Origin of the sequence: Nocardiopsis valliformis DSM 45023 (assembly GCF_000340985.1) — a bacterium.
Taxonomy (GTDB): domain Bacteria; phylum Actinomycetota; class Actinomycetes; order Streptosporangiales; family Streptosporangiaceae; genus Nocardiopsis; species Nocardiopsis exhalans.
In genome coordinates this window covers 20,712-42,684 of sequence record NZ_ANAZ01000029.1, presented here as the reverse complement: position 1 = coordinate 42,684, position 21,973 = coordinate 20,712, and the positions used below count along the sequence as shown (strand labels likewise).

General features: G+C 71.4%; 16 protein-coding genes. 1 reads left to right on the top strand and 15 read right to left on the bottom strand.

Annotated elements, in window-relative coordinates:
* Positions 1 to 57: 57 nt before the first annotated feature.
* The 3 genes from D457_RS35055 to D457_RS0124040 form a co-directional block, all read right to left on the bottom strand.
* Entirely contained in the window at positions 58 to 234 is a 177-nt protein-coding gene (locus tag D457_RS35055) for a Trm112 family protein (protein ID WP_014911237.1), read from the bottom strand.
* Between the two features lie 148 nt (positions 235 to 382).
* Complete coding sequence (locus D457_RS0124045; RefSeq protein WP_017583235.1) at positions 383 to 1,753, bottom strand: phosphomannomutase/phosphoglucomutase; 1,371 nt, start codon at positions 1,751 to 1,753, stop codon at positions 383 to 385.
* Between the two features lie 91 nt (positions 1,754 to 1,844).
* A complete protein-coding gene (locus D457_RS0124040) occupies positions 1,845 to 2,246 on the bottom strand; it encodes a DUF3499 domain-containing protein (RefSeq protein WP_017583234.1) in 402 nt (133 codons plus the stop codon).
* Between the two features lie 222 nt (positions 2,247 to 2,468).
* Here D457_RS0124040 and D457_RS0124035 point away from each other — a divergent pair, with 222 nt between their 5' ends.
* Positions 2,469 to 2,864, top strand: a complete 396-nt coding sequence (locus tag D457_RS0124035) for a metallopeptidase family protein (RefSeq protein ID WP_026116965.1) — start codon at positions 2,469 to 2,471, stop codon at positions 2,862 to 2,864.
* 88 nt (positions 2,865 to 2,952) lie between these two features.
* Here the strand turns inward: D457_RS0124035 and D457_RS33275 are convergent, their stop codons facing one another.
* The 12 genes from D457_RS33275 to D457_RS0123975 form a co-directional block, all read right to left on the bottom strand.
* Positions 2,953 to 3,636, bottom strand: a complete 684-nt coding sequence (locus D457_RS33275; RefSeq protein ID WP_017583232.1) for a DedA family protein — start codon at positions 3,634 to 3,636, stop codon at positions 2,953 to 2,955.
* A 112-nt stretch (positions 3,637 to 3,748) separates the two neighbouring features.
* Entirely contained in the window at positions 3,749 to 4,369 is a 621-nt protein-coding gene (locus D457_RS0124025) for a VWA domain-containing protein (RefSeq protein ID WP_017583231.1), read from the bottom strand.
* A 39-nt stretch (positions 4,370 to 4,408) separates the two neighbouring features.
* The gene (locus tag D457_RS0124020; protein WP_017583230.1) at positions 4,409 to 5,992 is read right to left on the bottom strand and encodes an Hsp70 family protein; all 1,584 of its coding nucleotides are present in this window, start codon (positions 5,990 to 5,992) and stop codon (positions 4,409 to 4,411) included.
* Positions 5,993 to 6,004: 12 nt separating this feature from the next.
* Positions 6,005 to 6,214 carry a hypothetical protein gene (locus D457_RS0124015; RefSeq protein ID WP_017583229.1) on the bottom strand — a complete coding sequence of 70 codons (210 nt, stop codon included), beginning with the start codon at positions 6,212 to 6,214 and terminating at the stop codon, positions 6,005 to 6,007.
* A complete protein-coding gene (locus D457_RS0124010) occupies positions 6,204 to 7,835 on the bottom strand; it encodes a TRAFAC clade GTPase domain-containing protein (RefSeq protein ID WP_017583228.1) in 1,632 nt (543 codons plus the stop codon). Before D457_RS0124010 ends, D457_RS0124015 begins: the two co-directional genes overlap by 11 nt.
* Entirely contained in the window at positions 7,836 to 10,208 is a 2,373-nt protein-coding gene (locus D457_RS0124005; RefSeq protein ID WP_017583227.1) for a GAP1-N2 domain-containing protein, read from the bottom strand. It abuts the gene before it with no gap.
* Between the two features lies 1 nt (position 10,209).
* The gene (locus tag D457_RS0124000; RefSeq protein WP_017583226.1) at positions 10,210 to 11,418 is read right to left on the bottom strand and encodes a hypothetical protein; all 1,209 of its coding nucleotides are present in this window, start codon (positions 11,416 to 11,418) and stop codon (positions 10,210 to 10,212) included.
* Between the two features lie 2 nt (positions 11,419 to 11,420).
* Positions 11,421 to 14,120, bottom strand: a complete 2,700-nt coding sequence (locus D457_RS0123995; protein WP_017583225.1) for a fibronectin type III domain-containing protein — start codon at positions 14,118 to 14,120, stop codon at positions 11,421 to 11,423.
* Positions 14,121 to 14,142: 22 nt separating this feature from the next.
* Complete coding sequence (locus D457_RS0123990; protein ID WP_026116964.1) at positions 14,143 to 15,726, bottom strand: Hsp70 family protein; 1,584 nt, start codon at positions 15,724 to 15,726, stop codon at positions 14,143 to 14,145.
* A gap of 98 nt (positions 15,727 to 15,824) precedes the next feature.
* Positions 15,825 to 16,409, bottom strand: coding sequence for a nucleotide exchange factor GrpE (grpE, locus tag D457_RS0123985; protein WP_239646201.1), 585 nt, complete (start codon positions 16,407 to 16,409; stop codon positions 15,825 to 15,827).
* Positions 16,410 to 16,691: 282 nt separating this feature from the next.
* A complete protein-coding gene (locus D457_RS0123980) occupies positions 16,692 to 18,323 on the bottom strand; it encodes a DUF5719 family protein (protein WP_017583222.1) in 1,632 nt (543 codons plus the stop codon).
* 3 nt (positions 18,324 to 18,326) lie between these two features.
* Positions 18,327 to 21,785: a glycosyltransferase family 2 protein gene (locus D457_RS0123975; RefSeq protein ID WP_026116963.1), complete on the bottom strand. Its 3,459-nt coding sequence runs from the start codon at positions 21,783 to 21,785 to the stop codon at positions 18,327 to 18,329.
* Positions 21,786 to 21,973 lie beyond the last annotated feature (188 nt).

Here is a 21,973-nt window from a genome sequence, read left to right as displayed (position 1 = left end):
CGAAACGGGGAGAACGTTCCGTCCCCCGCCGAACCTTTTCAGGTCGTCCTTCGGCGGTCAGGAGATCTTGCGCGCCTCGTCGACCAGCAGGACCGGGATGCCGTCGCGGATCGGGTAGGCCAGACCGCTCTCGTCACAGACCAGTTCGTCGGTCTCCGGGTCGTGGCGCAGCGGCGCCTGGCTCTGCGGGCAGGCCAGGATCTCCAGCAGCCAGCCGTCGATCTTCGTGCTCATGGTTCTCGTTCCTCGTGTGATGACCGCGTGCGGCGGCCACGTGTATCGGGTAGCGCGCCCTGACGGCGCGACCGAACCGCGTACCGGTCGGGTGCCGGCGGGACCCCGGTCAGATCCCGGCCGGGGTCCAGCCGGTTACTGGACCGGGTCAGGCGCGGACGATGGCCAGGACCTCGTCGCGCAGGTCGGCCACGGCGGCGTCGTCGGGAGCTTCCACGTTGAGCCGCAGCAGCGGTTCGGTGTTGGAGGCCCGCAGGTTGAACCACGCCCCGCCGGGCAGGGTGACGCTGAGGCCGTCGAGTTCGTCGACGGTGACCCCGTCCCCGCCCTCGAACGCCGTGCGCACCGCGGCCATGCGGCCGGGGGCGTCGGCGACCTCGGAGTTGACCTCACCCGAGGCCGCGTACCGGGAGTACTCCTCCGTGATCTGCGAGAGCGGACGCTCGTCCGCGCCCAGGACCCGCAGGACGTGCATGGCCGCGAGCATACCCGTGTCGGCCTTCCAGAAGTCCCGGAAGTAGTAGTGGGCGGAGTGCTCACCGCCGAAGATCGCTCCGGTCTCGGCCATGGTCGCCTTGATGTAGGAGTGGCCGACCCGGGTGCGCACGGGGTTGCCGCCGCGCTCGGCGACGATCTCGGGGACCGCGGCGGAGGTGATGAGGTTGTGGATGACCGTGCTGCCGGGCTCGCGCTTGAGCTCCTCGGCGGCGACCAGGGCAGTGACCGCGGACGGGGAGACAGGCTCGCCGCGCTCGTCGATGACGAAGCAGCGGTCGGCGTCGCCGTCGAAGGCCAGGCCGATGTCGGCTCCGGTCTCGCGGACCCGGGCCTGGAGGTCGACCAGGTTGTCCGGGTCCAGCGGGTTGGCCGGGTGGTTGGGGAAGGTGCCGTCCAGCTCGAAGTAAAGGGGGACGATCTCCAGCGGCAGGCCCTGCTCCAGGACGGCCGGGACGGTGTGGCCGCCCATGCCGTTGCCCGCGTCCACCACGACCTTGAGCAGGCGGGACCCGGAGAGGTCGACGAGGTCGCGCAGGTAGTCGGCGTAGCCGGCCAGCAGGTCCCGCTCCGTGACGGTGCCTTCGGGGCCGTCGTGGGCGGGCGCGTCGTCGGCGCCGTCGAGGATCTTCTCGGCCAGGGCGCGGATGTCGTCCAGGCCGGTCTCGCCGCTGATCGGCGCGGCTCCGGCGCGGCACATCTTGATGCCGTTGTACTCGGCCGGGTTGTGGCTGGCGGTGAACATGGCGCCGGGCAGGTCGAGGGAGCCCGAGCCGTAGTAGAGCAGGTCGGTGGAGCCGAGTCCGGCGAACACCACGTCCACGCCACGGGAGGTGACGCCGTCAGCGAAGGCCCGGGCCAGTTCCGGGGAAGAGGGGCGCATGTCATGGGAGACGACGACGGCGGGACCGCCGACCACGCGGGCGAAGGCGGCGCCGACCGCCCGGGCGATGTCTGCGTTGAAGGTGTCCGGAATCACACCGCGCACGTCGTATGCCTTGAAGATGCTTCCGAGATCAGCCACGTCTGCTCCGGCCAGGTCGGTTCTGCGACGAATTCGGTCCAGCGCCCAGTTTCGATCGAGCGCCGTACAAAACTAGCAAGAGGTCGCGGGCTCAGCCGTTGGGGTGGTGCGGCGGACGTTGGTCGCCGCGGTCGGACTTGACCACGCGCAGATGACCGCGGCGCAGGGTTTCCTGGCCCTCCCCCACGGGTTCACCGGGGGACGGCTCAGGGCGCGCCGGGGGCCTCGCCGCCTCACGTACGGCGTCGGCGAGGGCCTCCAGGTCATCACTGCCGGGACCACCTCCCGACGTCTCGACCGGAAGCCGAACGACTTCCCAGCCGCGCGGTGCGGTCAACCGCTCCGCGTGAACGGCGCACAGGTCGTAACAGTGCGGTTCCACGTAGGCGGCGAGCGGACCGAGAACAGCTGTGGAGTCGGCGTAGACGTACGTGAGCGTGAATACGGCGGGCTGCCTGCACGCGGTGCGGGAACAGCGTCGAACATGGCTCACAGCGTTTGACTGTATGCCTTTACCGAGGGACACGCCAGCATCGTCCCATGACCCGCACAGTTTTTGGGCGAGAGTTCTTGACCCGGGCAGGTCGCGGGCCCCTGCCGGGCACGGGACCCCCTTCTCGGTACTCCTGGGCCCACAGGACTACGCGGGGGGCTCGTGATGGCTTAGTCTCAAGGTGTGCGACGTGTGCGCCTTTCCAGTGGCCAACCAGACCGAGTGCGGCGCCGGGACCGCCGCGGCCGAGGCATCCGCGGTCCTCTCGTGCCCGCTGACCTGCCCGTCTCCCGCAGCCGAGCGCAGGCCTTCGACGACCTTGTCCTGGACGCCGTCGAACGCCTGGAGCGGTTGTGGGCGCGTGAGCTGGCGAACGTCGACTTCCTCGTGGAGGACGTTCCCCCGGTTCCGCGCCACGGGAACCCGACCGAAACGATCCCCTTCTCCCGCCTGGAGACCGACCCCGCGGGTCGGGCGCGGATCATCGTCTACCGGCGGCCCGTGGAGATACGGACCAAAGATCCCGACGAGATGGCCCTCCTGGTCCACGAAACCGTGGTCGAGGAGGTCGCCAACCTGCTCGGGGTGGAACCGGAATCGGTGGATCCGGAGAACTGACCGACCGCCCAACGGGCCCGGACCGCGCACGGCCCTGGTACGGGTCGTCCCCGCCCGGGCCCCGCTCACCCAGCGGGGAGCACACGGGTCACACCTGTGCGTCCGCCCGTTTCCGGTGCCGGTACTCGATCAGGAACTGCGCGAGCAGCGCCCCGCTGAACAACACCATGCCCAGCAGGGCCAGGCCCGCGCCCAGGAAAGGTGAACCGCCCCCGCGCAGCGAGGAGCTGGCCGTGGCGTAGACGGTCACGAACAGGGCCGACCACAGCACGCAGGACGGGGCCGCCCAGGCGACGAACCGCGGGAACGGGAAGGCATGCACACCCACCACGAACGGGGTGACGGTCCGCAGGACCGGCAGGAACCTGGACAGGAGGATCCACGGGCCGCCGTGGCGTTCCACCATCCGCGCGACCAGACCGGCGCGCTGTCGCACGGCCCGCCGCCGCGACCACGGCCCCCGGTCCAGGGCCGGCCCCGCCCAGCGCCCGAGCCAGTACCCCGTCACCTCGCCGACGAACGCCCCGACGGAGACCGCGCCCCCCAGCAGCACCCCCTCCCCCGGGCTCGTCACGGCGGCCGAGGCCACCAGCATCACGGTGTCCCCCGGCACTACCAGGCCGGTGACCACGTTCGTCTCCAACAGGGCGGCCAGGCCAGCGAGAAGCGCCCTCAGAGCCGGGTCCACGGCCTGGACCCGGTCAATCAGCCCGCCCGCGGGCTCACCCACGGAGTGCAGCAGGTCCTCGACCCAGGTCCACCAACCGCCCATGCCGCCGCTCCCTCCGTCCACACTCAACGTTGCGCCCCGCGCCCACAGCCCTGTTCCCGCGACGCGCCTGCCCACGGATCACTCCGCACACCCACCTCTCAGCCGGCGCGGGTCACCTTCCCCGGGTCAGGCCCCGGGCCATCGCGGCGATGGAGTCCGCGAGGGTGGCGTCGCTCGCCGTCCGGGGCGCCGCCCGCTCGTCGCCTTCGGTGGAGACGGCCGCGAGCGCCTGGGCGCTCCCCTCCCCCAGACCGCAGGTCAGGATGCGGATGCCGTCCCGGGACAGCTCCGCGGCCTTGGCCTCGGACCGCTGCCGGTTACCGAGGTCCCCGTCACCGAAGACGGCCAGCACGCGGTCTGCGGCCTCCACGGCCATCAGCTGCCGCTGTGCCAATTCCAGGCAGGGGACGAGGTCGTTACCGCCGTTCGTCCTCGCCCGGTCAAGCAGCTTCCGGGCCTCGGCCGGATCGGCGGCCGGGGCGACGCTGTCGGCCACACCGTGGTGCCACAGGGTCAGCCCGACCCGGTACCCGGCTCCGACCGCCTCGTCGATGAACCGTCGGCAGCCGATCACCGCCGTGGCGATCCGGTCGCCCGTCATGGATCCGCTGACGTCCAGGGCTAGTACCACCGCTCCGCCGGACCGTTCCCGCAGCCTTTGCAGGTGCGGCCCGGTGGGGTGCTCGGTCACCCCGTCGGAGTCGAAGGTCCTACGCGTCCATCCCGCAGCCACGATGCCGCCTTTCGTTTCCAAGACCGGTCCAGGGTCGGTTCATTCCAGGGTCAGGCCGTCGACGACCCGCTTCTCCGCGGCGACCTCGGCGTCGTCCGCCACACCGTGGATGAAGGCCTCGACCACCAGTTCCGTACGTTTGCTCCGCGACAGCGGGGTGCGCTGCTCCTGAACCGACGACTCGACGGTGATCCGTCCGTCGAGGTCGACGGAGACCAACAGCACCAGAGGGCTGCCCGAGGGGCGGGGCGGGATGCCCGAGACCTCCCCCTCCAGGACGACCCGGTTGTCCTCCGGTTCCCTGGAGACCACCGCACCGCCCTGTTCGTAGAGGCGAATACGCGCCCGTTCCTGCCCCTCGGCAATGGTCGCGACGGTGTGCTCTCGGCGTTCGATCGGCAGCGGGGTGTTGGCCGGTAGGAAGTGGTGAACGTACGGCTCCGGCCGCCAGGGCTCCCGGCTGGAGTGCGTCAGGATGCCGATGGCCCGGGGCAGTACCGGGGTGATCCTCGACAGCGCTCCGGACGCGCCCGGTCGCGAGCCGTTGGTCCCGGCCGGGGCTCCCCGGCCCGCCAGCTGGTCGGCCAGGATCGCGGCTCCGCGCGCCACCGCCTTGTCAGGGTCGGTCAGCCGCACGGGCAGGCCCAGCCGGGAGGCGAGGGCCTCACGGATCATCGGCATCCGGGTCGATCCGCCGACCAGGAGCACCTGCCCGACCGCGGGCGCGACGCGCGCCGCCTCCCCCGTCACCCGGCTCACAGTGTCCAGGCAGCGCGCGACGAGGTCGCGCGCGGCGGTCTCGAAGGCCCGTCGGTCCACCCGCAGTTCCACGGTCCGCCCTCGCAGGCGCAGCCGCTCCGTCACCCGCTCCCGGCCGGTGAGACGGCGCTTGACCCGCTCCGCGGCGGCCTCGACCGCACCCGCGACGTCCTCGTCGTACCGGAGGTCGTCCGCATCGGGCAGCCCGTCCATCCCCTCCCACAGCAGGTCCTGGACGCGGCCGTCCCAGTCGAGTCCACCCAGGTCGGTCTCGCCGTCCACCGCCCACACACGGGGGACGCCCCCGTGCGTCCCGACCACGGCGACGTCGAAGGTGCCCCCGCCGAGGTCGAACACCAGCGAGGTGCGGTCCGGCTCGTCCGCCAGCCCGTAGGAGTAGGCCGCGGCCACCGGCTCCGCCAAGAGCTCCAGGCAGCGCAGCCCGGCGATCTCCGCGGCCGCGTGGGTCGCCTCCTTCTCGGCCACCCCGAAGTAGGCCGGAACCGTGATCACGGCGGCGAGGTCGCAGGGGTCGACGGCCAGCTCCCGCACCGCGTCGGCGGCCAGGTGGCGCAGGATGATGCCGGAGATCCCCTCCGGAGTGAGGCGCCGACCGTGGAACTCCTGGGGGAAGCGCCGTCCCATCTGGCGTTTGATCCCGGTGACCACGTTCTCCGGGTCGTGTTCCAGCATCCGTTTGGCATCCGCGCCGACCACCACCCGGCCGCCGTCGGCGAAGTGGACCACGGAGGGCGTAAGCCCGCCGCCGTCGAGTCCGGCCACGACGTTCTCGTGGCCGTCGGCGGTCCGGTGGAACACACAGGAGTACGTCGTTCCGAGATCGATCCCGATACCGGTCGTCATGTGTCGTCCGCCCTACATGCCCCACGGCCAGGGGACGATCCCCGCGACCGTCCGCTGGAACTCGAACAGGCCGCCCAGGAAGCCGGAGACAGCGCGCTCGGCGTTCCCGTCTGTGAGCCCCCAGGCGAACAGGGCCCAGGCGGCGCAGGCCACGAGGGCGACGTGCACCGCCGTCCACACTCCCCGGAACGTCCAGTAGACCAGCGGTATGTCATCCTTCACCCTTGTCCTCCCCCATCAGGACGGTCTCGGGTTCGGGGAGAACCGTCATCCGCGTGTTGGTCTTCCTCAGCGCCCAGTCCAGGACCCGGACCGGGTGGACCGGGTCGGTGCCGTCACGGATCCCGCGCGAGCCGACCGCGAAGTAGTCGGCGTCGCGGAAGTCCCGGTCGATCCGCCGGACCAGCCCGTGCGCCCCGTTTGCCTTGAGCCACTCCCTGACGGAGCCGCCGTCCGCGGGGTCCATCGCACCGGTGTCGGGGATCCTCCGGAGCACGTCGAGCTTGGTCAGCACGATGGCCAGCCGTTTGCCTCTCAGCCGCACGCCTTGGGCCCGTAGCCGGTCGACCACGCTCGCGTAGGCGTCCGCCTGGTCGCCCTGGGCGATCGGGACTTCGACCTCCTCCTGTGCGACACGCAGCCGTTCGTTCACCTCGGGTAGGGCCAGCGGGTCGAGGACGAACAGCAGGATGTCAGCGGTGGCGATGTAGCCCAGGGACCCCGAACGCTCCCAATCGACGAAGTTCTCCCCGGCCGCGTCCATGATCTGGATCTCGACCTCCCGTCCCCGCAGGGTCAGGATGAGCGGCACCCCCTCGGGCCGGTCCTCCCACGCGGTCTTCTCCACCTTCTGGTCGGTGGCGACCGCGGTAGTCGCGGACCTCAGGAACTCGTCCGCCACCGACGTCAGCGGAGTGAGCGCCCCCGACAGCGTCTCGGCCCACTCGCGCAGCCCCACCACGCCGCTGGACAGGAACTGGGTCTTGCCCGCGCTGACAGCGCCGATGACCGGCAGGAGCAGGACCCGTCTGACGCCGCTGCCCTCAGGTAGGTCCTGGAGGCAGAAGGGGCAGACGGTGACCAGGCGCTTGGCGGCCCCGCCGACCGCCACCGGGATGCTCGTGCCGCAGCCGCAACGCCGGTGGACGACACCCTGGGGGCCGGGTCGGACGTCGTGGTGCACGGTCGCGCAGTCGGGGTTGGCGCACCGGTAGCTGGGCACGGTCGTGATCCGGTAGCACTTGACGCACCGCAGCACCGCCCTCCTGTTCCAGCGGGTCAGGTAGTCGAACGAGCGGCAGCCGAGGACACCGACCCACTGCCCCAGGTGGATCACCAGGCCGAGCAACCACATCACGACGTACCAGGCCAGAACGGAGGCCCAGGCACCCACGGCGAAACCGACGAAGACGGGCAGGGCCGCGAGTGCCAGGAGCCACCGTTCCATGATCCAGGCGAAGGAGTCCTTGGACAGCCGTTCCACCTCGGCCAGCACGGCGTTGGCGTCCCAACGGGCCTGGTAGGGGTGGTAGACCGGCCAGGCGTGGTCCCAGCCGAAGTACTTGGCCGGCCCGTTCGGAACCCGGCCCAGGACGTCCCCCGCCACGACCGCGTCGGGGGTGGCGATCACCGGTTTCCCCTGCGCCCTTCCGACGAGTACGCGCGCGGGCAGGACCACACCGGTGCCGATACCGGCGACGAGCCCCGCGACCAGTCCCAGCACCCAGAGGACCAGGATCCAGGCGAGGATGCGCACGAGCAGGGCCACGACGACCCACAGCACGAAGACGACGAGGGCCACGATCAGGGCCCCGCCGATCAGCCAGCCTGCGAGCTCTTCCATCTACCTTCCCCTCCTCCAGCCGAAGAACCGGGGCGTCCGCTGACGGCTCTGTGGCCCCTGAGAGCGCTGCCGCAGGTACCTCTCCAGCTCCCCGCGGGTACGGATCCTCCCCTTCGCCTCGTTGACCAGCCTCGGCCGGGACTCGACGAGCCGGTCCAGGGCCGCCTCGCCGGCGGCCGACACCTGCGGCTCCGGGTCGGAGCGCAGGCGCAGCGCGAGCTCGATCGCCTGGATGTCGTTGCGGTTCTCCGCCAGGTGCACCACGTAGGACCGCATCGCGTCCGGGCCCCACGGGGAGACGGTCCGCGCCAGCCTCGTCTTCTCGTCCGGGTTCTCCGAGTTCAGCAGCAGCCAGCCGATGTCCTCCAGCAGCAGCGGGGCGAGCGGCCGTATCCGGGAGAGCACCGCGCCGAAGGATGCGCGGGGGCGCTTGCGCACCTCCTCGCACAGGGCGTCGAGGTCGACCTGGACCCGGGCGAACTCGTCGGCCACCTGGGCCACCCTCCGATCCGGGGCGCCGACGAGGCTCTCCATGAGCGGCGGCCAGTCGGCCAGGGCCACGTCCCGTTCCGCTCCCGGAGCGGACCGCAGCGCCCGCTCGACCTCCGTCCTGAGAACGGACATCAGGTCGGCGGTGTACCCGTGCCTGGAGACCCACCCGGCCCACAGGGACGTGTTCCGGTAGAGGTCGGAGTCGGCCAGCACCACCCGCCACGCCTCGCCCGGCAGGGTGGTGGCCCTCCCGGTCGGTCCTTCGCGTTCGGCGGCGGGGAGACGGCCGATCTGCCCGGCCAGCAGCCACCCCCCCAGGTCGGGGTCGCGCTGCTCACCGACGAGGAAGTCCCAGTCGCCCCGGACCAGGGCAGCCACCGCCCGGCTATCGCCCGCCCGGAAGGCGTTCACCAGGCGGCGCGCGGTGACCGCGATCACCTCGGCTCCGGCGAGCCAGTCCCGCCACCGGTCACGCCCCAGCTCCGCGTCCCGCAGCCACAGCGCCGAGAGCCGGTCGACCGCGGCTCTCAGCGGCGCCGTACCCACCGGGGCCCCGACCACCCGGGCGGCGGCCAGGAGTTCGGGCAGTGCCTCCGCGGGCGCCGAGCCGAGCAGCTCTCCCAGGAACGCACCGGCCGCCGCCCGTTCCTCGTTCCCCGCCCACCGCACCGGCGCCCCGGCCCCGGACAGTTCGCGGGCCCACGCCCCGGCCTGGCCGGGGGCGGCCGCGAGCGCTTCCAGCAGCGGCACGAGCATCCCGGTGGCCACCTCGTCCAGCTCCAGGTCGAGCGTGCGCCGGACCGCGCGTCCGGCCAGGGCGAACTCCTCCGCCGTGCGCGGGCCGTAGGTGACCGCCGCCTCGCACAGATCCTCCCCGTACAGGGACAGGTCGTCGATGAACCCGGCCTCGGCCAGCCCGTCGATCGCCGACACGGCCGAGCGCCAGGCGAAGGCCCCTGCCGTGACCGGCTCCGCGATGCTGACCAGGCCGGCCGCGTCATTGGCGAGCACGGCGCCGAGCGGCGCCTCCCACCGCCGGGCGGTCTCGACGGCGTTCAGCGCGTCGGAGGCGTCGTGCTCGACGAACCACGCGGCCCGTGTCCGCGTGGCCTCGCCGGGCTCGATGTCCGGAACCGTCCGCCGGGCCAGGTCGAGCACGTGAGCGGCGGACAGGTCAGCCGTACCGAACTCGGGGCTGACCCCCACCAGCGGGGCGTCGACGCGCCAGGGGTCGTCCACCAGCGCCCGGAAGCGCAGGCTCCGGGCCCGTTCGGCGTCGACGAAGAGCGTGCCCAGCGCGATCCACCGCATGACCTCGTCGAGGTCGGTGTGGAGCAGCACCGCCTTCTTCGGTTCCGGGGCGGTGGCCGCGTCGATCATCGCCAGGTAGTGCGGGAGGACCGACTGAGCCCACGCGTCCCCGACGACCAGTTCCCGTAGGGCGTCCACCTCGAACTCGGGGCGGATCTCCAACGGTGTCACCCAGGGGTCGACGGTCTTCCCCCGCGCCTTCTCCAAGCTCCACCGCACGGCCCCGTAGAGCTGCGCCGGGCGGTAGGGGACGAAGTCGTCGGGGTCGGAGGTGGTGATGACCTGGGTGACCTGGTTGCCCGGGCGGCCGCTGTTCGTGGCACCCGTGGACAGGCCGCGCGACAGGTAGCCGCGCCCGTCCCTGACCTGGAAGGCACAGGTGGCCGGGTGGCTGAGCGCGTCGTGCCCGAGCGACCAGGACGGGATGACCCGGTGGAGCAGGCTCTCCCGGATGAGCTGTTGGTCACCGCCGGTCAGGCCGGGGGAAACGGCCTGGAAGTTGAAGCCGTCGACGCCGTCGATCGCCTCGGCGGCCGTGACGTCGGTGTAGATCGCTACCTCGAAGGCCATGTCATCCTCCCGTCGACGGAACGAAACCCCGGGTCGCCAGGAGCCACAGCAGCGGCTCGGCGACGCGGTGCGGCAGCAGTCCGCGGCTGTTGACCCGTCTGGTCGTGTAGTCCGGTTCGGCCCCCAGGGCCGAGGCGCCGAAGAGACGGAAGGTGGTGTAGTTGTGCTCCAGTTTCCGGATCAGGCCGACCCCGCCCCACTGCTCGATCAGGGACCCCATGTGGTCGTGCACAGACTGGGACTCGGTCTCGTCGAACAGCGGACGGGCGGAGGACGGTTTGCGCAGGGGGTGGTCGGCCGGTATCTGGTCGAAGAAGGCGTCGATCTTGGACACCACCACCGCGACGGGCTGCCTGATCTTCCTCTTGCGCTTGACCTTCCCGGTGGCGCGCAGGACCGCGGTGACGGCCTCGACCACCTCCTCCGGTCCGGTCTCCATGAAATCCATGCCCTTGTCCTGCGCCAGCTTCTTGTTCTCGGGGAAGCCGAACGGGTCCAGGAGGAGGATGATCCCGGAGGTGGCACCCAGGTAGCGCTGGGTCAGGGCGGACTCGGTGGTCGCGAAGTCCTCGCCGGCGTTGTCGTAGAAGGAGAAGACCGTGTACGCGGGCCGGGAGATCCCCAGCGGCCCCTTGCGGTCGTACCGCCACGTGTACACCGCCGGTGTCTTCTTCCCGCCGCGGTTCCCATCGGTCTGGGCGGGGATCTCCCCGCTGCCCTCGCTCATGATCTGGTGGAACACCCGCAGCTCCCTGGTGAGGCCGGATTTGCCGCCGGGGGCGTCGATGGCCGCGTCGAAGCGGTCAGCGACGGTGGTCTGCAAGTCCGAGTCCAGGACCGAGAGCATGACCGTCTTACCCGCCCCGCGGACCCCGACCAGCCCGAAGAGGGCCGAGTCGGTTCCGTACTCGTCGGGAAGCAGCGAGTGGCACTCCGGACACACCGGTGGGCCGGGGACGGCACCGCAGTCCTTGCAGCGGGGCTCGGAGACGAACTTCGCCTGCGGCCGCCCGTCCTGCGTCATCTTGCGGGCGATGACGGGCAGGTACAGCAGGGTGTCGGCGAAGTGCTCCCTGCGGACCGTGTCGACCTTGGTCCCGCACGGCTCCCGACCCGCCGCGTGCTGCCCGGAGCACCGGTAGGCCAGGTACCTGGGGTTGATCTCGGCGTAGCAGTACGGGCACGGGGCCGTCCTGCGGAAAAGTGTCACCTCTAGCCTCGCATCTGGCTTGTCGGGGGATCTTCGAACCGGACGGCGCTGTCCGGTTCGGGGAACAGCCGCACCCAGAACGGCGCGGTGACCCTGCCCAGGTTGAGTTCGTAGGTGAGGGAACGCTGTTCGGTGAAGTCCAGGAGGCGGCGGTCCACCACGGTCCCGTCCTGGGAGCTTGCGGGCATGAACTTCGCCTCTTTGAGGACAGTGAGGGAGCGGACCGCGCCACCGAACGCCGGGGACTCGACCGTCACCCTGGCGGTGCCCCTGCCACTCAGCCTGGACCGCTTGACGGCGAGGCTGTAGCGCACCACCGGGGCCGTACCGCTCACCGGGACCGGGACGGGGGAGGACACCCACTCCCGGGTCCCGGCGCGTACGACCGTGGCCAGGGTGACGTCGCTGATCCCGTCCGCCTCCGGGATCCGGGCCCCGCCCTCCTCGTTGTACCTGGTCCGCGAGAACCTGCGGCTGGCCCTGTGCCCGCCGGAAGTCCAGCCGACCTCGATCAGGTAGTCGCCCCGGGGCCACTGCCAGGACAGGCGGAGCTGGTCGCCCAGCCGTTCCGCGGTGGGTGTGCGCACCGAGGGTGCGGAGCCGGTGATCCGCGGTGTGCCTGCCAGCCCCCCGTCACCGTCCAGCGTCACTGGCACCAGCAGGCTGACGTTCTCAAGGGTGTCGAACTCGCGCACGGTGCGCCCGTCGGCGCCCCCGCCGGGCCGCAGTGTGAGTCGGCTCCCCCGCAGGCTGGCCAGTTCGGCCTGAGAGAGACGGTCCCCGGAGCCCACCTGCGCGGCTACAGGCAGGACCCACAGCTCGACCGGGTAGCCGGCGATGGACGCCCAGCTCGCCCGGTGGCCGCCGTCGACCGACTCGACGTGCAGGTCGTCGACGGCCCGGATAGCACCTCGCGGGGTGGCGTCCGCCTCGACCGCCTCGGAGACCTGCCGTCCCCCGCCCGCCAGCAGGTAGACGGCCTGGACCGAGAAACGGTACCTGGTCCCGGTTACCAGCCCGGTGGCGGACAGCTGCCCCGGTGTCGAGGGGCGGTGCTTGTGCTGCCCGCCGTCCGGTGCGGTCCGTGTGACGATAACGTCAGCGGCCTCCGGCGGTGTCCCCCAGGAGAGCGACACGTCCGTCTCACCGGCCGAGGCGGCCAGGTCGAACGGCGGGGGCAGGACGACGCAGACGGCCGAGGCCGGGTCCGAGTACAGGGAGCCGTCGCGGGTGGCGAAGACCGAGTAGCGCACCCGGGTGCCCACCGGCGGGTTCTCGTCCCGGAAGAGGGTCCGGTCGAGGTCACCGGCGAGAAGGTCGCCGTCCTCCCGGTTGGCCGGGACCCCGCCCGTGGTCCGCACCACCGTGTAGCGGACCGACTCCTCGCCGTCGGCCGTCCAGGACACCGTGAGCGAGCGACCCTCGGTCCGCGTCACCACGTTCGCCGGGGGCAGGGGCGGCAGGCGCCCGAGCCGGGCGCGCAGCTCTTCGTCCTGGGGGTCCACGGCCAGGGCGTCCCGCAGCGCGGTCGCGGCGGCCACGTAGTCCCTGGCCCTGACCGCCGACTCGTACCGCGCGACGCTGTCGTCCTTCTTCTTTTCCGCGGCTTCGACCTGTGCTGTGACCCGGTCGCGCTCTCCGGGCTCCTCGCCCTCCTGTACGGGCAGGGCGTCGAGCAGCCTCCTGGCCTCACCCAGCGCACCGCTGGCCAACCGTTCCGTGACATCGTTCAGGTTGAGCACCTGGGTGGTCGCGGACAGTTTGGTGACCAGCCGGGCGGCGTCGACCTTGTGCACGCCCCGCTTGACGAGCTCGTCGCGCACGATCGGCAGCGGCAGGCCGCGTTGCAGCAGTTCCTCGGTGGTCCTGGCCAGGGTGGCCAGGGCCAGGGCGTGCAGTTTTTCGGGGGACGCGTAGTCGGTCGCCAGTGACGAGAGCGCGTTCTGGGCGGCCTGCCGGGCCTTCTCGTCGACTCGCGCCTCCTGGCGTTCGAGGCGTTCCTTGGCCTCACGCACCGCCTCTTGGCCTGGGCGGCACAGGGGTTCCCCGAAAGCGAGCTCGTCGACGACCCTGATGTCTCCGTGCCGCTCAGGACGGGTCAGCACGTCGACGATGGTCCGGAACTCCGGGAAGCCGGTCACCTTACCCACGGACGGGTGCACGATGATCTTCGGAACCTCGAAGTCGGAGGTCACCCGCACCCCGTGGTCGGAGAGCGCCTTGACCAGCTCCTGCTCAGTCACCCCTGCCAATCCCGCTCCGGCGGCCTGCTCGGCCACCTGGGCCGCCAGCACCACCTTCAGCGGGCGCTCCTGCGCCACCGCGCGGGCGAACTCCGCCAACTGCTCGCGCAGGGCCCGCACCCGGGCCTTGGCGAGCCCGGCCCAGAACTCCGGTGTGTGCACCGGCTCGCCGGACTGACGCAGCAGCCCCAGCAGTCTCTTCAACAACTGGGCCGGTTGTCGGCTCTTTTTCACGAGGGGATTGAGCGTGGCCTCCACACTGCTCAGGTGCTTCTCCAGCTCCGGCCCGCGCATCGACGGCTCCACCGCGAACAGCTCGGCCAGGTTGAGCCGGGCGATGGCGGTGATCCCGTCCTCCCCCTGGAACTCCCGGGTGGCATCCGAGAGCAGCGCCATCCGCTCCTTGTCCCGTTCCAGCCCGATGACTGCTTTTCTGTACTTCTTGGCGTCGAACACCACCCCTGGCCCCCTTTCCGGCTGTTCAGGAACGCAGTGAGAGACCCGAGACCTGCTTGGTCGCCTGCTCGACCTCTTCCTGGCTGAGCTCGGAGACCTGCGACTCCACGTCGATGCTCTGGCCGCTCCCCGGTTCGTGGGCCGTCACCCGGGCCAGCCCTTCGGCGGTCACGATGAGAGTGATCTCGACCGGCGACCCCGCGGGAAGAGAGGGCGGCAGCGGAAGCTGCTTCTCCTGGAGCAGCCTGTTGTCCTCCACGGCCTCCGACTCGCGTTCCCCGCCCTGCTCGTAGAGCGCGATCCCCGCGTACTCCTGGTCGTCCACGCTGGTCACGGCGGGCAGGGGGGCCGAACTGGCGGGGATGGCGTCGTTGGCGTGCACGAGGAAGGAGACGTAGGGCTCGTCGCCGCGGCGTACGAGCCTGACCCCGAGACCGCGGGAGAGGACGTTGGTGACGCTGAGCCTCGGGGTACCGCCGAGGAAGAACCTCTCCTCCGTGCCTCCGGTCGCCGCCTCCTCCCCGCCGTCGATGGACAGGACCTCATCGACCGCTGCCTGTCCGTAGACGGCCGCGCCCTTGGCTACCGCCAGGTCGAAGTCGGTCCGGACCGGATCCCAGCCGAGCTGTTCGCGCAGCGCCCGCTCGATCATGGGCATCCTGGCGGACCCGCCCACCATCAGGACCCGGTCGATCTGGAGCCCCGGGGACTTCTCCTGTGCGGTGGCCACGGTCCGCTGCGCGATGTCCAGGGTCTGGTTGACCAGGTGACGGGCGGCGTCCTCGAACTCAGCGCGCGTGACCTCGATCGTCTCGGCCCTGTCCTCGAAACGACAGCGGACGGTGGCCTTCTCCCTTTTGGTCAGCGACTTCTTGGTCTCCTCGACCTGTGCCGTGAGCTCGGTCTCGAACTCCTCGTCCGCCATCGGGTCCTCGTCGCCCAAAGCCGCCTGTTCGACGAACTTGTCCACGATCAGCTGGGTGAGGGCGGTGTCCCAGTCCGCTCCGCCCAGGGTCCTGTTCCCGTCGATGTTGACCACCTCGACCCGGCCGGCCTCCGCCCGCATGACGGTGGTGTCGAAAGTGCCCCCGCCCAGGTCGTAGACGAGGACCGTCTCCGGGTGCTCCCCCCGGATCTCCAGTGACAGCGCCGCCGCGACCGGCTCGGTCACGATGCCGACCACGTCCAGTCCGGCGATCTGGCCGGCCTGTTTGGTGGCCTCCTTCTCCTTGACCCCGAAGTAGGCGGGAACGGTGATGACGACCTTGTCGAGCCCTTCGCTGCGTTCCCCGTTGGCGGTGGTCACCAGTTCCTTGAGGATCAGCGCGGAGATGCTCTCCGGGGTGAAGGACTGGCCGTGGAACTCCTGGGGGAAGTCCGTGCCCATGTGGCGCTTGATCAGCGAGCAGACGAGATCGGGCTGCGCCCGCTGCTCACGCTTGGCCTCCCCGCCGACCACGGCGTTGGTCCCGCTCTCGAAGTAGACCACCGAGGGCGTGGTCTGCTGGCTGTCGTAGTTGAGAACGATCTCGGGCCTGCCCTGATCATTGATCCGGGCCACCGCCGAATAGGTCGTGCCCAGGTCGATCCCGTACACACTGTCACTCACGGAGAGTTCCTCTTTTCGACAAACAACGCATGACTGACAACCCGGAGGGCTCCGCGAAAGGCCGAACTCCGGGAAATCCAACGAATAAAGCGGGGTGACTACCGAGAGGTCTCACATCGGTAGATACTCACCCGAGCGGGGAGAAACACCCTTTCGGCCTCGACATAGGTGAAACCCTGCCGGAGCACCCGCTGGACGCGCCGGTCCAGCTTCGGGTCGTCGGTGGCCACGACCCTGACGGCATGGTGCTTGCCGGGGTCGAAGTCGGCCAGGGGCGCCGCGCCCACCGACTCGATGTCGAGGAGCGCGAGGGTCTCCTCGATGGCGGTCACGAAGAAGTCGAAGTCCTGATCGGCCTGTTCACCACGGTCACGCGCCCGCTCCGCGGCCTCGACCGCCTGGGTGTGCAGACCGGCGAACCGCCGGATGGCCGGCTTCAGTAGGGCCTGTACCTGATCGCCCTGGAGGTGCTCGATCCGACCCTGCATCTGCCGGATGATCGCCTCGTAGTTCTCGGCCCGAACATGGAACCGGCGCACCTGGTCCTCCAGGGCGCCGACGGCGGCCGCGACCTCTGCGAGGGGCGGACCCGCGGGCGCGCGACGGCCGGACCCGTCCGGTTCCAGCTCCACCCGCGGGACCGACTCACCCTCCTCGAAAGGAGAATCCGGATCTGAATCCACCCCTGAGGCACCGAAGGCCCCATTCTGTGATTCATACACACACAACCCCCCAGAAACACTGGACTCAGAAGCAGTCCAAGTATGTCAGGATCGATTTCGCGATTGTTGCCATTTTCCTGACACGTAGGGGCGAATTCCCGGTTCAGGGAGAAACCGCTCCGGGCCGTGGGAGTTCGCACGGCTTCGCCCCGCCGAGCGACGACTCGACGGGGCGAAGTGAGCAGGACCCGGAATGGGCCAGCGGCGCCGGAGGACGACCGGGGCCCGGCGCAGAGCTCCGGGTCAGGGCACCACGCCGGTCATGCTGTCGCGGACGACCGGAAGTTCGACCTGGACCGGGGCGGGGCGGACCGGAAGGACGCTGATCCCGTCCCCGGAGCGCAGGACGCGGGCCACGTACACCGGGCCCGACCCCTCCAGCAGTTCCAGCCGTACTGCGTAGCCGTCCTCAGGGTCGACCCCGGAGGGTGCTCCCCAGCCGTCGGTGTCGGTACCGAAGACGTGGGTCGTCCCGGCGGCGACCTCGGCTCGCACGGCGTCTCCCATGCTGCCGTCGGCGGCGATCGGCGTCGCCACGACCTTGGCGTCGCCGTCCAGGGCTCCCAGGACCAGCTCCACGTCCACACCCTCGGGCATGTCCGGGATGACCGCAGTGGTGTCCAGCGGGCCCGTCAGCGGGTCCACCGCGGCCGTGTAGGCGGTCTCCACGACGTTCACGTCGTCGCCGTCCACCTCGACCTCCTCGGCGATCAGCCCGGCGACCACGGGGGCGTCGGCCTCCACCACGACCGTCCCCGGGAGCCCGCCGAGCACGCTCTCCAGCGTGAGCCAGGCAGAGGCGGCCGGGGGGACGTTCAGGACCAGCGGGTCCTCGGCGGTTCCTGCAGTGCCGTCGGCCTCGGATTCGTCGTCTTCGGCTTCCTCAGGCACGGCGGTGATCGCGTGCACGCGGACCTGGACGGGCTCGTCGCCGGGCGCCGCCACGATGAGCCGCCGGGTGCCGTCGCCGCCGGGTACCCCGGGGATGACGTGTGCTTCATCGGGCGCCCGGGTCGGCGGAACCCAGTCCGCGGGCCCCGCGGAGTGCTCGGCGAGCAGGGCCGCGGCGGCGCGGCCCGTGCTGGTGCGCACGTGGACGCCGATGGAGCTGGTGTTCTGGATGAGCTCGGTGACGTCGAGTTCGGTGGACTCCCCCGGGCCCAGATGGATGCCCCGGCTGTCAGGCGAGTAGGAGGGGCCCTCCCTCGTGTAGATGTCCACGCTGACCGTGGCCCGGAAGGCCTCCGGGTTGGACAGGTGCACGGTGAGGGTGTCCAGGTCCACGCCATCGGGGTCGTTGGCCCCGGGCAGGGCGAACCACGTGCCGATGGAAGGTTCGGCGCAGCGGACCTCGGTGATGCCGTCCTCGGAGACAGTGGTCTGCGCGGCGTCCAGGCCGGAGGCCAGGGAGCCCTCGGCGTGCAGGGCGGTGGGCAGGCCGGCCTCGCCGGTGTTGGTACGCCAGACCCGTCCGGGTTCGGTCTGCTCCTCGCCGAGGAGCTCGCCGCGCTCGTCCGCGTCGCCGTCGGGGCTGGGTGAGGGGCTCGGGCTCGCGTCGTCGGCGTCGTCGGCGTCCTCGGCGTCCTCGTCGGGCGGCTCGACAGCCTCGATCAGCGGGACCGCCCACAGCACGCCCTCGTCGTCGCGGCTGACCCGGGGCGCGAAGGCGGCCACCGAGCTCTCCGCTCCGTCGTCGGAGGACGCGTGCGGAGCCGGGCAGACCCGGGCGGCCAGGTCGGGCCGGACTGTGCCCCGTTCGGACACGCCCAGCTCGGGGTTGATCGGCCGGATCACGAACGCGACCCCAAACAGGGCGAGCAGCGCCAGCGCGACCAGCCCGAACAGCGCGAACCGGTTCTCCACGATCAGTCGCATGACCTACTCCTCCCGCTCGTTGTCATCGGTGCCCTCCGAGGCGTCACGGTCCCGGGACGATCCGGCACGGCGCTTGCCCCCCGAAGATCTGCGGGTCCCCGCGCGGCGGGTGCCCCGGGTGCCGCGGCGCTTGCCGCGGACCACAGGGATGGAACCGGTCGTGGTCGGCCCGGTGTCGGGCTCGCCCTCCCCCGAGGGGCGCTCTTCGGCGGGCCCCTCAGCAGACTCTGCGTCCGGAGCGGAGACGACCTCAACCGCACCCGTGTCCGCCGGTTTCCCGCGCCGTGAACTCCCCCTCCTTGACCTTCCGGAGCGGGCCAGCGGGCCCCGGCTCGGCCGCCGCGGCCGGGGCATCGGGGTGGACTCGATGAGTTTGCGCTCCTCCTCGGTGCGCACGCCCGGGGCGGCGAGCACCGCGACGACTAGGAGCAGAATCCCCTGGGTGACCACCCAGGCGGTGTGCACCAGGTCCGTGTGCCACACGCGCAGCTCACCGCCGTGCACCGGCAGGGCCCAGGCCTGGGTCCCGTTCTCGGTACTCACCTCGGTGAGCTCGGTGCCGTCCAGGGTGGCGCGCCAGCCGCCGTCGGCCGGTTCGGCCAGGGCCAGGCGGCGTCCGGTGCGCCCCTCGCCGACCTCCGCGGTGAGCTGGTCGGCCGCACCCTCCACCTGGAGCGCCTCGGCCTCCAGGCCGTCCTCGGAGACCGTCCGCAGCACGCCGGTGGTCTCCACGATCCGCCAGAGCCCGTAGTGATCCGACAGCGACTGCCGGCCCAGCCCGGGGGTGCCGTCGAGGGTGTCGACCATGGTGGCGTCAGCGGGTCCGCTGCGCTCCGGACGTGGGTAGAGCACGTACTGGATGCCGTAGTCGAGCAGGGTGTGCAGCTGGTCCCCGCCCTGACCCGCGGCGAGCTCGGCCACGGCCCGGTCCACGGCGGCGCGGGCCTGGGGTTCGGGCAGGACCCGTTCCTCGCCCAGCCTGGGCTCCCGGCCGCGGACCACCACGTAGTCGACGCTGCCGTCGTCGGCCGGGGTGACGATGACCGTGCGGGGGTCGGTGCCGTCGGAGCTGACACTCTCCAGCGCCCCCGGGACCGAGCGGGGGGCGTTCGCGGTGATCGGGCCGTCCACGCCCTCCCACATCCACAGTCCCGCCGCCGAGACCGGGGTGGCCAGCGCGAGCGCGGCCACCCCCAGGGCGAAGTAGCGCTTGAGCCCCCCAGTACGAATCATGTTCCCGAAGGCGCGGGCCGCCGTGGAGGCCGTCAACAGCACGGCCGTGGCGGCGAAGGCCAGAGCGACGCCGGGCCAGACCTGGGCGGGCGGGCCGCCGAAGTAGGGTTCAATCACGATGCGGCTGGTCAGGACGGCGATGAGCATGCCGAACAGGGCCAGGCACCAGCCCGCCGCGACCAGCATCCGGTTGCGGAGCAGGAGCAGCGAGCACAGGGCGGCCGCGATGAACCCGGCTGTCACCCAGTACGGGGGCGTTCCCGGGCCGCCCGGGGAGAGCATGAGCAGCTCGACGGGGGTCGCCCCGGGATCGGACAGCTCAGGCCGGTGCAGTCCGGCCTCCAGCAACCACAGGCTCGGGTGCATCAGGAGTTCGAGGGTCCACGGCATGAGCAGGACCACCGGCGCGGCCAGGCTGATCGCCACACTGACATAGATCCGGCGGCCCAGGTGGCCGAAGGCGACCGCGACCAGCACCCCGGTGACCAGGCACAGAAGCCAGACGATGGGGACGAAGGCGGTGGCCACGGTGAGGGCCAGGCCCAGCCCCCAGGCGGACCGCCGCGAGGACTTGGGCGGCATGGAGACCATCCGGACCAGCAGCAGGCCGAGGATCGGCAGCAGGGCGTGCACCAGGGCAGTGCCCAGGCGGCCCTGGGCGACGGCTCCGGTGGCCATGGGCAGCAGGGCGTAGGCCCCGGCCATCCACAGGCGGGCCGGGCGGAAGCGCAGCACCTCGCGGGCGAGCAGGTAGGAGGTGAGCCCGGCCAGCGGCACGCAGCCCAGCAGGATCACCATCACCGCGATCCACGGCTGCCCCAGGGTGAGGGTGGACAGCAGCGCGAGGAAGCCCACGTAGGGCGGGATCGGTCCGGAAGACCCCACTCCGCTGTCCGGGTGTCCGGACAGGTACAGGTTCCACAGGTCCAGGGCGTTACCGGTGACCGGAGGCAGGGCGCCGCCCGCGAGCATCCCGCCGAACAGCAGCGAGCGTTCGGCGATGATCGTGATCACGGTCAGGCCGATGACCAGCAGGGGCCCCGGTTGCAGGACCACCCGGCGCAGGAACGAACTGGAGTCGTCGGCGGGGCCGTCGTCCTCCTCCCCCGGCGCGGTGGTGACCGCCTGGTGGCGTCCGGCGGTGTCGCCCACCCGTTCACCGGTGAGGATGCCGGTGACCGCGTCGGCGAACTGGCGCATGGCCACACCCCTGGCCAGGTAGGGCCGGATGGCGCTGTAGGTGCGGCGGCGGTCGCGGCGGCGCCGGAAGCGCGCCCGGGCCAGGCGGAACGGCCGACCGTAGACGAGAGTGATCGCGGCCGCCTCGTCCAGCGCGTTGGCCGGCTGCTTGATGAGCAGGTACATGATCACGCGCAGCAGCGACCCGACGGAGTTGCGCAGCAGCGCGAACACCATCCCGCCGAAGGGCAGGTTAGCCAGCAACACGAACACCGCGTGCCTGCGGTCCACCCGGCGGGGGTGGTTGCGGGTGGCGGTGATCTTCCGACGGCGGCGGGCCGAGGCCTCCGCGTGGTAGGCGACGGCGTCGGTGACCATGCGGACCCGCAGCCCGGCCCCGCCCACGCGCCAGCAGAAGTCGATGTCGTCGCGGAACAGCGGCAGCGCCGGGTCGAAGCCGCCGAGGCGGTTCCACACGTCACGGCGGACCAGCATGCCCGCGCTGGAGACGGCCAGGACCTGGCGGGTGCCGTCGTGCTGACCGTGGTCGAACTCACGCTGCTCCAGCCCGGTCTCGCGGCGGCCCGCGCCGTCGATGGTGACGCCGACCTCCACGAGGAGACGGCGGTCGAACCAGTCCCGGAGTTTGGGACCCAGGACGGCGGCGCGCGGGTCCTTGTCCGCGGCGGCCAGGAGTTGTTCGAGGGTGTCCTTCTCCGGGGTGAGGTCGTCGTGGATGAGCCAGATCCACTCCGTGGCGTCGTCGTCGAACCCGTGCACCTCGGTGGTGGATCTGGGCAGGTCGAGGGCGGCCTTGACCGCATCGCCGTAGCCGGTCCGGGCGGGCAGGTCGAGGACGGCGTCGGCCGGGAGGTGGTCGGCGAGGATGTCGGGGCTGCCGTCGGAACTTCCGGTGTCGGCGGCCACGACCCGCTGCACTGGCCGGGTCTGGGCGCGGAGCGCGGACAGGGTTTCCGGCAGCCACCGTGCGCCGTCGTGGGACACGATGACCGCGGTGACGACATGGCGGGCGGAATCCAGGTCAAGCACGGCTGTGGTGGGTTCTCTCCGGGAGAAGGGTCGGGCCCGTGTGCGGGTCCGGGGGTGTCTGCCGGCCGTGGCGGCCGGTGGGCGCGCGTGTGCGCCGAGCGCGGCTCGCGAACGCGAACGCGGGACATCACGATACGCCACCCCGCATCATTACGGACCTATTCGGTCGGGGTGAGGCGGGGGCGACC